Annotated in this window: 9 protein-coding genes; 6 read left to right on the top strand and 3 right to left on the bottom strand. The window is 63.7% G+C overall.

The window, feature by feature from the left end; translation table 11 throughout:
• Window positions 1-2 precede the first annotated feature (2 nt).
• A complete protein-coding gene (locus tag PKKP23_RS26505) occupies window positions 3-2,081 on the bottom strand; it encodes a LamG domain-containing protein (protein ID WP_126879074.1) in 2,079 nt (692 codons plus the stop codon).
• Window positions 2,082-2,495: 414 nt separating this feature from the next.
• Here PKKP23_RS26505 and acpA point away from each other — a divergent pair, with 414 nt between their 5' ends.
• A complete protein-coding gene (acpA, locus tag PKKP23_RS26500) occupies window positions 2,496-4,085 on the top strand; it encodes an acid phosphatase (protein WP_126879073.1) in 1,590 nt (529 codons plus the stop codon).
• A gap of 1,182 nt (window positions 4,086-5,267) precedes the next feature.
• Here the strand turns inward: acpA and PKKP23_RS26495 are convergent.
• Complete coding sequence (locus PKKP23_RS26495; RefSeq protein ID WP_161978146.1) at window positions 5,268-6,203, bottom strand: LysR family transcriptional regulator; 936 nt, start codon at window positions 6,201-6,203, stop codon at window positions 5,268-5,270.
• Between the two features lie 184 nt (window positions 6,204-6,387).
• Between PKKP23_RS26495 and PKKP23_RS26490 the strand changes: the two genes are divergently transcribed.
• The 5 genes from PKKP23_RS26490 to PKKP23_RS26470 all read left to right on the top strand — a co-directional run bounded on the left by PKKP23_RS26490 (window position 6,388) and on the right by PKKP23_RS26470 (window position 12,371).
• Complete coding sequence (locus tag PKKP23_RS26490) at window positions 6,388-7,560, top strand: MFS transporter (protein ID WP_126879071.1); 1,173 nt, start codon at window positions 6,388-6,390, stop codon at window positions 7,558-7,560.
• 18 nt (window positions 7,561-7,578) lie between these two features.
• The gene (locus PKKP23_RS26485) at window positions 7,579-8,238 is read left to right on the top strand and encodes a glutathione S-transferase family protein (RefSeq protein ID WP_126879070.1); all 660 of its coding nucleotides are present in this window, start codon (window positions 7,579-7,581) and stop codon (window positions 8,236-8,238) included.
• 27 nt (window positions 8,239-8,265) lie between these two features.
• Window positions 8,266-9,750: a carotenoid oxygenase family protein gene (locus tag PKKP23_RS26480; RefSeq protein WP_126879069.1), complete on the top strand. Its 1,485-nt coding sequence runs from the start codon at window positions 8,266-8,268 to the stop codon at window positions 9,748-9,750.
• 159 nt (window positions 9,751-9,909) lie between these two features.
• Complete coding sequence (locus tag PKKP23_RS26475) at window positions 9,910-11,373, top strand: aldehyde dehydrogenase (protein ID WP_126879068.1); 1,464 nt, start codon at window positions 9,910-9,912, stop codon at window positions 11,371-11,373.
• An 80-nt stretch (window positions 11,374-11,453) separates the two neighbouring features.
• On the top strand, window positions 11,454-12,371 hold the full coding sequence (locus tag PKKP23_RS26470) for a SphA family protein (protein ID WP_126879067.1): 918 nt from the start codon (window positions 11,454-11,456) through the stop codon (window positions 12,369-12,371).
• A gap of 182 nt (window positions 12,372-12,553) precedes the next feature.
• Here the strand turns inward: PKKP23_RS26470 and PKKP23_RS26465 are convergent, their stop codons facing one another.
• Complete coding sequence (locus PKKP23_RS26465) at window positions 12,554-13,963, bottom strand: MFS transporter (RefSeq protein ID WP_126879066.1); 1,410 nt, start codon at window positions 13,961-13,963, stop codon at window positions 12,554-12,556.
• Window positions 13,964-13,971 lie beyond the last annotated feature (8 nt).

Here is a 13,971-nt window from a genome sequence, read left to right as displayed (position 1 = left end):
CGTCAGTGAAGAATCGAGGAGAGCGGCTTGCCCGAGCCCGCGATGGATTGCAGCTCCGCTTCCGTGACGACGCGGTTCCACATCGCAATGTCCGAGAAGCTTTCGACGTTCGGTGCAACGGTCGTGCATGCGCCCACGGTGTAGCCGCCGCTGTAGGCACTGGCCGGCTGGCCGCAGGCAAGCATGTGGTATTGGCCGGTGCCGTCTTCGTTCACGCCGAAGGTCTTGGTGCCGAGGCCTGGCAGCGCGGCGAGCGACACGGTGAGCGGCGTGCTCTGCTTCTGCTCGCCCATCACGGGGTCGAACGTGTACGCGGTGATCGTGCTGCCGACGGTGTCGATCACGAAGGCCGCGTACACCCACTTGCCGGCGGTCACGCTCATCGTCTTCAGGTCGTTGCGCTTCGTGCCGTCGCCCGCGTTGTACTGGATGTTGCAGGTGCCCGACGACGCACCGGACGCCTGCGGGAACAACCCGATCGCAATGCCCGGGTTCTTGCCGCTCTGCCAGTTCTTGTTGGCGAAGACCGGCGTGCCGTAGCTGACGACGTCGCTACACGGCGTCTTCAGCCACATACCGATCGTGAACTGCGGCTGCGTCGCGATATCGGCGTTCTGCACGAGCTTGTAGCCGTCGTAGCCGCTGGCATCGACGGTCTGGGTCGTCACCTGCAACCCCTGCCCGCCGAACGGATCGGTAGCCAGCGAGCCGCCGTTCGCGTCGGAAGCGAACGGGCTCATCGTGCTTGCGTTCTGTGAATCGAGGCCCGGCAGCGCGCCGAACGGGTAGTACGACGCGAGGCCGTTCTTCAGCGTCGTCGCAAGCGGGGGCGGCGGTGGGGGTGGCGGGACGAACGCGATCTGCTCGATGCCTGCGACCGACGCGCCGCCAGCTGTCACCACGTAGTCGAAGCTGTAGGTGCCGGCCGCGGTCAGGCCAAGCTGGCTGTCGGTGTAGCTCGTGGTGCCGGCGGGCAGCGTTGCGATCTGCTTGCCCGCACGCCACAGCGTGATCGAGCCGGTCGCGGGCGCCACCCACGACAGCACGAGACTCTGGCCATCGGCGCTCGTGGTTGCGGCGAGCTGCGATACGGGCTGCGCGCCGATGATCTCGCCGCCGTCCATGCCGTAGGCGGACGAGGCCGGCTGCGCGTGGAACTGCGCGAGCACGGTCGGCGCGATGTCGGCAATGCTCGCGTGCTTCTGGAGATCGGCGAGCGACGTGGGCGGCGTGGTGCCGCCGAGCCGGCCGTTGTCGGGCTGGTTCATCGCGACGAAGGTGGTCGATTCGGGCAACAGCGGCAAGCCATCGTTGCCGCCCGCCGCGTTCAACCCGTGGCCGCCCGTGACGACGATCAGCCAGTTTTCATTCGCCCGCTTCGCCGTTTCAGCGACGAGCGCGCCCACGGCCGCGTCGAGCTGCTTCAGCGTGGCCGCGTAGGCCGCCGCACCGAGACCGTAGTTCAATGCCGCGTCCTGCGCCGAGTGGTACTGCGCGACGACGAGCGCGTAACCGTTGTCGATCATCGCGACGCTCTGCTGCGTCACGCAGCTGTCGACCGATTGGCAGTTCGCGAGCGTATCGAGGTTGCCGGCGTTGCGATCGGCCGCGAGCAGCGATGCGAGTCCTGCCGAACCGGCCGCCACACCGAGCGCGCCCGCATGCGCGGCCTTCAGCATCTCGAACGCGGTGGGCGCCTGAAGCGCCTGATTCGGCAGATCCGACAGCACCTGGTGGCGATTGCCCCACGTGCCCGTCAATAACGTGGCCCAGCCGGGCGTGTCGAGATTCGGCTGTTGCGTAGGCGTGCCGTTGACGCCGCCGCTATACGCAGGCGTGGCGTGCAGTTTCGCGAGATTGGGCAGCGAACCGTTGGCGATGCCCGTGGACAATGCCGCGTAAGTGAAGCCGTCGAGTTCGATGACGAGCGCGCGGTTCGCCGTGGGCTGCGCAGGCGTCGTGGAATTGCCGTTGCTATGGTTGCCCGAATTGCCCGTGCCGTCCGCGCTGCTGCCGCACGCACCGAGCACGGCGACGAAGGTCAGCGCGCACAGCAGTCGTGCAAGAGTCGTCTTCTGCATGTATCCCCCAATCGGAATGTCCGGACGTACCCGGAGAACCGTCCGGATTCTGAAGGGGCGATGCGATATCAGTATTTCTTTTTGCGGAAACTTGCCTATATGGATATTAGGCCTTCGTGATTAGCCACATTTCCGGAAGGCACAATATCAAAATGCGTTGTGATCAAAATATTCTGATAGAGGAATCAGTTTATTTTGTAGTCACCATTCGGATTCCCGGCTCAGCCGGAGGTCTGCATATTTATTCACAGCCCCCCAATGTTTTTTTGCGAAATTGTCACGGTCGACGCATAAGCTTCGCCGTCGCGGCTAATTCGTCCGTTCTGCTTGGCGTTTTTGTCCACTTTGGGGTGATGGGAGCGAGGGCAGTATCGCCACGCTCATTTACTATTTCTAGAAAATAAGGCATTAACCATGGAAGCGAATCGTTTGCGAGCGTTGACCCTTGCTGTTCGCAGCGCTGTTGCTGCATCGGTCCTGCTCGTATCTCTGGCCGGCTGCAACGGCTCTAGCAATGACACGCCTGCCACTGCGCAGGCCGCGACGAGCATCGACAAAATCCAGAACGTTGTGGTCGTCTATCTGGAAAACCGCTCGTTCGACAATCTGTTCGGCAACTTCCCCGGTGCGAACGGCATTGCTAATGTGTCGGTTTCGAACGCCCAGGTCAATTTCGACGGCAAAACCGTGCTGACGAAACTGCCTGCCGTCTGGGGAAGTGAGACCGATCCATCACTGGGTCTCGTCAGCACCTTGCCTAATGCGCCTTTCCGCCTGGACGCGGCGCCGATCAACAGCACCATGAGCGTGGTCGGGCCAGACCTTGTCCATCGCTTCTATCAACACCAGATGCAGATCAATGGCGGCGCCAACAACATGTTCGCCACCTACTCGAACCGCGGTGGCTACGTCATGGGCTACTACGACGGTTCGAGCTTGAGCCTTTATAAGCTCGCCCAGCAATACACGCTGGCCGATAACTTCTTCCAGGGCGCGTTTGGCGGCTCCTTCCTGAATCACCAATACCTCGTGTGCGCCTGCGCCCCAACCTACCCCAACGCGCCGGCGAGCGAGATTGCGACCGTGGACGCCAGTGGCAAAGCGCTTCAGATCGATCCGACCTCACCGACCAGTGCGAATCAGGGGCAAGTCAAATTTGTTCACGATGGCTCAGTGACCCCCGACGGCTATGCGGTCAATACGATCCTACCGCCCTATCAGCCAAGTGCAGCGCCCTCGGCGCCCGGGCAGGATGTACGGCTGGCCAATCCCGCTGGCGACGCCTACGAGGGCTCCGCCGTGCTGCCGCCGATCGACTCCAGCAAATTCACCACCATCGGCGACACGCTGACCACGGCAGGCGTTAATTGGAAATGGTATGCCGGTCAATGGAACAATGCGCTGGTCGAAGGCCTCACCGTACGTGACAGCAAGAACTACAAGCTGATCTGGACGGAAACGCCGGGCCAACCGGATTTCGAGCCTCATCATCAGCCATTCAACTATTACAGCCGCTTCGACCCGACCACGCCGCAGGGGCAAGCCGAACGTGCAAACCACCTGCAAGATGCCACGAACATGCTGAGCGATGCGGCAAACGGAACCTTGCCTGCCGTGTCGTTCTATAAGCCCGCGGGCAACCTGAATGCGCACCCCGGCTACTCCGACGTGCAAAGTGCCGATGCCGACCTCGCCAACGTGATAAGCACGTTGCAGAAGAGTCCGCAATGGGCGCATATGGCGATCATCGTGACGACAGACGAATTTGGCGGCTTCTTCGACCACGTCGCACCGCCCGCGGGCGATCGCTGGGGCCCCGGCTCACGTATCCCTGCCGTCGTGATCTCGCCTTACGCGAAGAAGGGTTATGTCGACCACACCTACTACGATACGGCTTCAATCCTGAAGTTCATTACCAGGCGGTTCAACCTGAAGCCATTGGCGGGCTTCCGCCCAGCCACGGGCGATCTGACCAACGCGTTCGACTTTACTCGAGCGCCTTGATATTCGATCAAGCGGTCTGCCTGGTGACGCGTCCGTTGCAAAGCAACTGGGAACGTAGTCTCAATGGACACTGAGCCGTCGAGGGCGCTCTGGTCAGCCTTCGGGCCCGGCTGAACTGGCTGTGCGAGGGGCCGGTGCGATTCGGTGCACCGGCCCCTCGTGTCGGCCTTGCAGCGCCTTACGCTCTAGTCAGGATGCCGGACTTTGATCCAACGTTTGTCGTACTCGATGAAACAAGTCGTCGATGGCCTCGCGTTTACTTTTGAGTCGAGGCGGTATCGTCGGTCGGGGCGCGGCCGGAAGCGGACAGCCGACTTCAGCTTCTCTATCGTTGACAATCAGCGCTTTGCAGTGGCAGCTTTTGATGAAACTGATTTTCCAGGTCTGCGTTCGACAAGTAGAACACATGGACAAGAGCGCGCTCCACCTGGCCCATGACCGACGAAGTGCCGCGCTTCATCTTGGAGAGGCATTTCGCAAGATTCGTTTGCCTTGCTGGCGTGGCAGCATGCGCCTCGATGTGGCTCTCTTGTGTCGTAGTTCGGAAACCCGCCCCGCCGAAGCTCGGGGGCACCACATTTTGCTTAAGAACCCGTTGGAGCGTTGCCACCAGCGCGTTACGATCGCAGAACGCTCAATATCTGCTTTATTCAGTAAATTGCTCACATAAAATACCACTACAAATCAACATCTTGCGTCGAAACTCAATCAACCCCACCTTTTGCTTTATTTCCGCAAATTATTACATGTTTTTGGTTTATTCAGCGTCTACCGCACCGGGCCACACACTTAACCTGACGATCAACTTATGGCTTAGTTTTTGTCTGCTTTTGCTTTATTCGACAAGCGTGACGCATAAAGCGAAACTTGACGCTAGAAGTCAGCTATCGCTTTAACGCAAGTCTGGTCAGCTATCGGTTGACATCGGTGCCCCAAAAAATGGGTTTCGTACAAGCAGGTACTCGCGATGTTCTGGACTACCCTCGAACAACATCAGCCCGGCACGCTCCACGATGTTGTACGGATTGAAAGAAAGCCCCTCAATTTCGTTATCCCGCCGTATAGCCGGAACACGTTATTGCGGAATAACGCCATCACCGACCAATCGACTTCGGCAGCGCCCTGCAAAAAGTATCGGCCAGCGGATTGCCCTCGCCTGCACGCGCGACCACCGCGCGACCACTACACGCCGGACTGACCGCGCGGCATCGGCAACGTAGCGGCGAATTCCGCGATCCGCCTCCTCAGCCAGCCATGCGCCGGGTCCTGGTCAAGGTGATGTGGCCAGACCATCGTCTCGACCACGCGCGGCATATCGACAGGCACGTCTCGCACCACGACGGGCAGATGCTGCGCAAAGTGCACGGCCATGCGCCAGTGAAGCGTCGCCACGCGCTGCGTTCCCACTACCAGGTAACCGAGCGTGCTGAAGTTGTCCACCGTCGCTTCGATGCGCCGCTGTTGCCCGTAGCGCGGCAGGAACCAGTCCTCGAACGTCATGCTGCGTGCGTCGCCGAAACGCACGGCTACGTGCCCGAGCCCCACGTAGTCTTCGAACCTCATTGGCTTATCCGCCAACACGTGTCCCGACCAGAGCAGACACGCATGCTCGTCCTCGAATAAAGCCTCCTGAGGAAAAGGCAACGGACGCGCGTATTGCTGCGGCATGACGAGCAGGTCGACCATGGCCTGCTCCATCGCGCTTTCCAGCGAAGCCGGCGGATTGCGGATGTCGAGTACCACGCCTGGCGCTTCAACGGCCAGGGTCTGCATCAGCCCAGCCAGCAGCACGGTCGTGACGTAGTCCGACGCACCCACGCGGAAGCGGCATTGCGCCTGTGCCGGATCGAACCCGGTGCGGTACGCAAGCGTTTCTCTCGCCTGGCGCAGCGTGTCGCGCACCGGCTGGACAAGCGTCTGCGCGAGAGGACTCAGCACGAGCCGGCGTCCCACCGGCATCAGCAGCTCGTCACCAAAGTGATCGCGCAGGCGTCCCAACGCGGCGCTGGCTGCGGATTGCCCCACGTGCATGCGGGCCGCGGCGCGCGTGACATTGCGTTCTTCCAGCAACGCCTCCAGCGCAATGAGCAGATTGAGGTCGAATCGATCGAGGCGCATGAAACACCGTAGGTGGAGTAACGGAGAGCCTCCAAAGGTATCGATAGCGTTGATGCAAATCAACGATAAGAAGTGTTTTTCTTTGTAGCTGCACCTTCCTAACATCTGCTCCTGCACCCATCCGGTCACGGCACCGGACAACAACAAGACCGCTTCCAGACGGCGGTCCACCATGGAGACGCGCATGAGCACCCCCGACACGCCCGCAGGCCGGGCCGTCCTGACCCTGGCCCACGTCATCGGCATGATCGACATGGTGGCCTTGCCGCTGTGGGTTGGCGCCCTGATGCAGCACCATCGCTTCCCTCCGGCTCAGGCGGGTCTCACCGTCACGCTGTTCATGCTCGGCGCGCTGGTTGCCAGCGTCATCAGCGCGCGCCTCTTCAACCGCCTTGCGCATCGCCTCGCGACGAGTTGCGGCTTTGGTCTCGCAGCTGCGAGCTTCGCGCTGGCAAGCTACTGGCCGATGGCGCCGGAAAGCTTCGCGGCCGTTGCGCTCTGTCACGCCAGCGCAGGCTTCGGCGTGGGGACGGCCCTGTCGTTCACGCACGGGTGTATCGGGCGCAGCGCCAATCCTCATCGCATGTTCGGTCTCGTGAACGCGGCCATGGGGCTCTTCGCCCTGCTGTTTCTCGGCATCATGCCGGGCTGGATCGCAAAGGGAGGGTCCACCTTCCTCTTCGAAATCTTTGCGGCCCTGATGGCTTTCGTGGCACTGGTGTCGTTCGTCGCCTTTCCGAAAGTGCCTCGTGCCGACACGGCAACTGCGCGCGAATCGTCCGCGCAGGTACCGGCCGCTGCGCGGCTGCTGATCGGCGTGGTGATCTGCCTGACGCTCACCCAGGCCATGGTGTTCAGCTTCATGGAGCGCATCGGCATCGCCCACGGCTTTGGCGCAGAGAAGGTTCACGGCGTGCTGATCGTGATGGGACTCGTCAACCTGCTGCCGGGATTGCTCGCGGCCTGGTGGCAACGGCGCATCTCGTCGGTAGCGGTGGGCGCGGCCGGGCCCATGGTGCAGGCCGCGCTCGCCCTCACGCTGTCGAACAGCGCCACATTCTGGCCTTACGCCGTCGCGTCGTCGCTGTTCGTGTCGGTCGTGATCTTCACGCACACGTTCCTCTTCGGCCTCATGAACCGGCTGGACAGCACGGGCCGCGCTGCCGCGGCCACCCCGGCGATGACGATGGCGGGCTCCTGCATCGGTCCTGCACTCGGCGGTGTCGTGGTGCAGACCGCCGGCTACGCCGGTCTTGGCGCGGTGGCATGCGCCATGGCGCTGCTGGCCGTCGCGCTGATGTCGCAAGTGCGCAGCCAGATGCGCCACCGCGCAACGCTCGCGGGCGCGCAAGCCTGAACGACAAGGAGACGACGAATGCTCACGCTCTACGGCGCGATGGCCTCGCGCGCTCATCGCTCGATCTGGATGCTCAAGGAATTGGGCGTCGCCTTTCGGCACGAGCCGGTCGACTTCCTCGACGGCAGCACCCACACGCCGGAATTCCTCGCCATCAATCCCAACGGCCGCGTGCCGGTGCTGCGCGACGATGACTTCGTGATCTACGAATCGATGGCGATCAATCTGTACCTCGCCCGCCGCTACGGCGACGACGTGGGACCCAAAGACTGGCGCGAAGACGCGCTCGCCACGCAGTGGAGCTTCTGGGTCGTGACGGAGGTGGAAAAGCCGCTGTTGCTCGCCAGTGTCAACCGCACACTGTTCGCCCCCGAAGGACGCCGCGAAGCAGAGGCCGCCATCGCGCTGCGCAAGCTGGCACGCCCATGGACCGTGCTCGACCAGCACTTGAGCCGGCAACCCTGGCTACTGGGCGAGCGCTTCACCGTAGCCGATCTCAACGTGGCAACGGTCATGGACCTCGCCCCTCAATGCGCGATTTCGCTCGCCCCGTGGCCCCGGCTACAGGACTGGCACCAACGCTGTCTCGCGCGCCCGGCCGCGTCGGACTGGCGCGACGTCAGCTTCAGCGTGCCGCGCCCCGCCGACGCGCTCGGCATGCTCGCGATGTTCGTCTGATTTACCCATCACCACAGAGAGCCATTCATGGATTCCACTGCGCTTACCCCCGGTCTGCAGTTTCCGGACGATATCGTGTTCCGCGGTTACGCCGCCCCTGTGCGCATCGAAGCCGACGTGCACGATCTGGAAGTCATCGGCCAGATTCCGGCCGCTCTGAACGGAGCGTACTTCCGCAACAGCGCAGACCACTGCTATCCGCCGCTGCACGGCAAGGACATCTTTCTCAATGGCGACGGCATGGTGCACTGCGTGCGCTTCGAGAACGGGCACGCGGATCTGAAGACGCGCTACGTGCGCACGGAAAAATTCCAGCGGGAACGACAGGCCCGGCGCGCGTTGTTCGGCGCCTATCGCAACTCGTTTACCGATTCGCCGGAAGTGGCCGGCTGCGACAACAACACGGCCAACACCTCGGTGCTCTGGCATCACGGCAAGCTCTACGCGTTGAAGGAGTCGGGCCGTCCTTACGAACTCGATCCCGAGACGCTCGAAACGCTCGGCGAACGCGACTTCAACGGCGCACTCAAGAGCCGCACCTTCACGGCGCACCCCAAGCTGGACCCCGAGACAGGCGAGTGCATCGCGTTCGGCTACAACACGGAAGGCGTACCGGACCCGTGGATCGAGATTTACACGATCGCCCCCGAAGGCACGTTGGCCCGCACCGAACGCTTCAAGGCGCCCTATTGCTCGATGGTCCACGACATGCTCGTGTCGCGCCACTACATCGCTTTCGTCATCTGCCCGATGACGAGCGAACTCGCGCGCATCCAGCGCGGCGAGCCGTACTGGCACTGGGACAACACCCGCACCACCTGGGTCGCCGTAATCCCGCGCCGCGAAGGCGTCGGCAAGATCCGCTGGTTCAGGAGCGCGCGGCCGGTTTTTCAGACGCACACGTTCAACGCATGGGAAGAGGACGGTCCGCACGGCACGCGGCTTCATCTCGAACACTTCATTACGGAGTCCGGATGGCTCAGCCAGTTTCCGGATCTGCACGACCCGTCGGCAGAAGAAAAGCCGCCGTTCGGAGAGCGCTGGACGCTGGAACTCAGCCTCCCGCACGACGGCTTCGAAGTGAAGCGGTTCATCGAGCATGTAGGCGAAATGCCGGCCATCGACCCTCGCTACGCCATGAAACGCACGCGGCATTACTGGTTCGGGACCTCCAACACAGACCTGGGACCGATGCTGCCGTGGGGTCCCAAAGGGCCGCCGTTCACGTGTCTCGCGCACCTCGACGAAGCGGCCGGCAAGCTCGACTTCTGGTATGCCGGCGCGGACTCGTCCCCCGAAGAGCCCCACTTCGTGCCGCGCAGTGCCGACGCGGCCGAAGGCGACGGGTGGCTGCTCAGCATGGTGGGACGCCGCGCGGAAAACCGGACAGACCTCGTGATTCTGGATGCGCTGCGCTTGAGTGCCGGCCCCGTCGCCGTCGTGAAATTCCCGTGCCGCGTGCACGAAGGATTCCACGGCCAATGGGTGAGCGCTAAAGCGCTCGCCCGATAAACACCGCAGACGGCCCCGAGGCCGTTCATCGGCCTCGCGATCATTCCACGCTTCTCTGGACCGCGCAGCCTCGGCTGCGCGTGGCTACACGCACGCTTTTTTCCCGCGCGCAACGAGGGGCGCTCACGTCCTCCCACCCACACCGAAACTATCAAGCACATGCCCACGAGAGTTCAATTGATCATCGGCGGCGAGAAGCGGCCCGCACGCAACAGCGCGACCTTCGAGCGCTGCAATCCGCTGGACGGCACTGTGGCGACGATGGCCGCTGCGGCGGCGCCCGAAGACGCCATGAGCGCCGTGCAATGTGCCGCCGACGCCTTTCCCGCGTGGTCGGCATCAAGCCCAGGCGAGCGCCGCGCCCTGCTGCTCGCCGCGGCCGCCGTACTGCGCGCGCGAGCCCCCGCATTCGCCACGGCCATGGCCGGGGAAACCGGCGCGACTGCGCTGTGGGCCTCGTTCAACGTGCATCTGGCCGCCGACATGTTGCAGGAGGCGGCCGCCCTCACTACGCGCATCGAAGGGCAACTCATCCCTTCGAACCTGCCCGGCAATCTCGCTCTCGCCGTTCGCCAGCCGGCGGGCGTGGTGCTCGGCATAGCCCCATGGAACGCACCCGTCATTCTCGGCGTGCGGGCAATCGCCGTGCCGCTCGCCTGCGGGAACACCGTCGTGCTCAAGGCAAGCGAGCTGTGTCCCGCAACGCACAGCCTGATTGTCGAAGCACTGGAGGATGCCGGGCTGCCGGCCGGCGTGGTGAACTTCGTGACGAACGCCCCGGACGACGCAGCGGCCGTCGTGGAAGCAATGATCGGCCACCCTGCCGTGCGTCGCGTCAACTTCACCGGCTCCACGCGCGTCGGCCGCCTCATTGCGCTCACCTGCGCCCGTTACCTGAAACCGGCCGTACTGGAGTTGGGCGGCAAGGCGCCGGCCCTCGTGCTGGACGATGCCGACCTCGACGATGCCGTGGCCGCGGTCGCCTTCGGTGCGTTCGCCAATTCCGGCCAGATCTGCATGTCCACGGAACGCATCGTCGTGGACGACGCCATCGCAGACGACTTCGTCGCCCGCCTGGCTGCGAAAGCCGCGTCGTTGCCGTCGGGCGACCCGCGCGATACACGTAACGGCGCGGTCGTGCTGGGCTCCGTCGTAGACATGACCACGGTCCATCGCTGCAACGCGCTGATCGACGATGCGCTGGCCAAGGGCGCAACGCTCGTTTGCGGCGGCAAGGCCGGCACGGTGCTCATGCCGGCCACGCTGCTCGATCGCGTCACGCCTGCGATGAAGATCTACCACGAAGAGACTTTTGCGCCGGTCAAGGCAATCGTGCGCGTGGCGGGCGAAGAAGCCGCGATCGCATGCGCGAACGACACGGCGTTCGGCTTGTCTTCGGCCGTGTTCACGCGCGACGTCGCGCGCGGCTGGCGCGTGGCCCAGCGCATCCAGACGGGCATCTGCCACGTCAACGGCGCGTCGGTGCACGACGAAGCCCAGATGCCGTTCGGTGGCGTCAAAGAATCCGGCTGGGGCCGCTTCGGCGGCCAGGCCGGCATCGACGCTTTCACCGATCTGCGTTGGCTCACGCTACAGACCGCACCGCGCCACTACCCCTTCTGAAGCCGTTTCACCTCCCGGGCGCGTGTTCACTCACGACACCGCCCGGGCCATTACATCAACAAGACTGTCGAGGAGACGACATGAATACGAGAACGATCGCCGCCGTCGCGGCGGGCACCATCGCGGCCGCAGGTTTCGCGGGCAAGGCGCACGCTTTCGAGGGCAACGTCGCGCCTTATCCGGCCGGCGCGGCGGGCACCAACATCGGCTCGATGCCGCCCATACCGGGCATCTTCGCGCTCGAGCAGTTCAACTACAGCTTCGCAAACGGGCTCTACGGAAACGACGGCAAGAAGCTGCCGGTTCCGTTTCATTCGTCGGCGTTCTCGGAAACGACGCGCGTGCTCGTCGCCTATCCGGTGACCGTGCTGGGCGCGAACGTGTACTCGCAGCTCGTCGTGCCGGTGGTATGGCTGCACACCGACGTGGCCGGCAACAAGTCGACGCAGAACGGCCTGTCCAACATCACCGTTTCGCCGGTGATCCTGAAATGGGACGTCACGCCCAATTTCGCGATTTCGCCCGGTCTCGACTTCGCCTTCGAAACGGGCTCCTACAGCCCGACGAAGACGAGCGTGGCCGAGGGATACCTGTCGATACAGCCCGTGCTGTCGATCCGCTACAACGTGCCGAACGGCATCGACGTCGGTCTGTCCAGCCGCCTCATGCTCAACCAGAAAAACGGCGACACCGGTTACCGCTCGGGCACGGGCTATGCCGGCGAGTTTCAGGCGGGATGGAACTTCGGCAAGTGGAAGCTGGGGGTGGTGGGCGCCTACGTGAACCAGTTCGGCGACGACGAGCTCAACGGCGTGACGGTGGCCTCGGGCGGCAACCGGTATCGGAGTTTCGCGATCGGCCCGTCCATCGCGTACGACGGCCGCTGGTACAACATCAGCATGAATTACCAGCAAGGCGTGTATGCGGCCAATACGTCGAAGAGCAGCAACGTCTGGCTGAATCTCGCCTTCCCGCTGTGGGCGCCGCATCCTCAATGACGAAGCCGACGATGCCCGGTGGGCATCGGGTCGGGCCGGTTGGCAGCCGGCTCGTCGAAGCAGGCGGGTCGAGTTGGGTCGCTTTGCGTCGCATGTAAAAAAGCCGCCTCATCGTCGGGCGGCCTCTCGTTGTGCAACGGCGCGTGCAGGCGAACGCGGCGTTGCACGTCGTGCGTTGCGCTTCAGCCGGCCACGCCGGGATCGTGTCGCGCTCCTGGCGCCACGACCTCCCCGGCGCATTGCGTGTCGTTCACCTCGCTCGCCTCGGCCGTGGGCAGCGCGGCAATCTCGGTGCGGCCTAGCGCGATCACGCCAGCGGCCAGCACCAGCGCGCAGGTAAATAGCGCGAAAGTCCACATCGGGTCGGGATTGATGGAAGCGGCCACGCCCACGATGACGGGTCCGAGTATGCCGCCTATGCGGTTTAGTCCAACCGCTACGCCCATGCCCGTACCGCGAATCTCCGTGCGGTAGCACATGGCCTGGTAGTTGTTCATGACCGCCTGCGCGCCGAAGACGAAGAAGCCCGCGCCCGCCACCAGCACCATTGCGACGGGTTTGCCCAACGCCACGGAAAGCGCCGCCATGAAGACGCCCGCGGCGAGGTAGCCCACCACCATCGCGCGAATACGGCTTTGCAGACGGTCGGCGAGCCAGCCCATCGAAATGCCGCCGAACACCGAGGCGATCATCACGAGCGTGCCGTAGCCGAACGCCGACGACACCGCGCCGCCGCCCGCCACCACGAGCGACGGCAGCCAGCCCGTGAGCCCGTGAATGCAGAAGAGGCTCAGCGCGCCTGCAATCCAGTGCACGAGCGTGTTGTGGCGATACTCGCGCGACAGCAGATCGACGACCGAACCCGCACGCGAAGCCGGCTTCATCGGCTGGATCGCGGCGTCGCGATAGACCTGGGCACGCTCGGGCCGCACGGCTGTCAGCAGCGCGCGCACGTCGTCCATGCGGCCGCGCAGCGCGAGAAACTGCGCCGATTCGGGTAGCCATCGCGAAGCCGCAAGCGCGACAAAGGCCGAAAGCACGCCCACGAAATAGAGCGACTGCCAGCCGAAATGCGGCGTGAGCGTAATGCCCGCAATGCCGGCAAAAATGCCGCCGGCTGAAAAACCGAACTGGAACACCCACGTCGCGAAGGCGTTGGCGTTGCGCCGGGGCGCCCATTCGTTGATGCAGGTAAGCGCAAGCGGCGTGACCATGCCGAGCGCGGTGCCCATAACGAGACGCGCCAGCGCGAAAGCCACGGCCGAATGCACCAGGGTGGCGAGCACCGCACTGGCCGCCGTGAGCATCCAGAGCGCGCCGAGCATCACCTTGCGTCTGCCGATGCGGTCGGCTATCAAGCCCTGCAGAACCGAGCCGATCGACAGCCCGACTATGCCGCTCGACAGCATCATGCCGATCATGGCGGGTGTGGGCTGCCACGCGTGGCGCACGAGCGGAATCACATAGGCGGCGTTGAAGAGGTCGTAGCCGTCGAAGAACATGATGAACGCGACGAGTACGGCGAAACGCAGATGGAAGGCGCCGATGCGCGCTTGCGCCAGCTCCTCCCTCACATTGATGGACGTTGCCAAGATTGTCT

The organism is Paraburkholderia kururiensis JCM 10599 = LMG 19447, from assembly GCF_003986935.1.
GTDB lineage: Bacteria > Pseudomonadota > Gammaproteobacteria > Burkholderiales > Burkholderiaceae > Paraburkholderia > Paraburkholderia kururiensis.
Note: the sequence above shows the minus strand (reverse complement) of the source record. Positions and strands in the feature narration are given on the sequence as shown.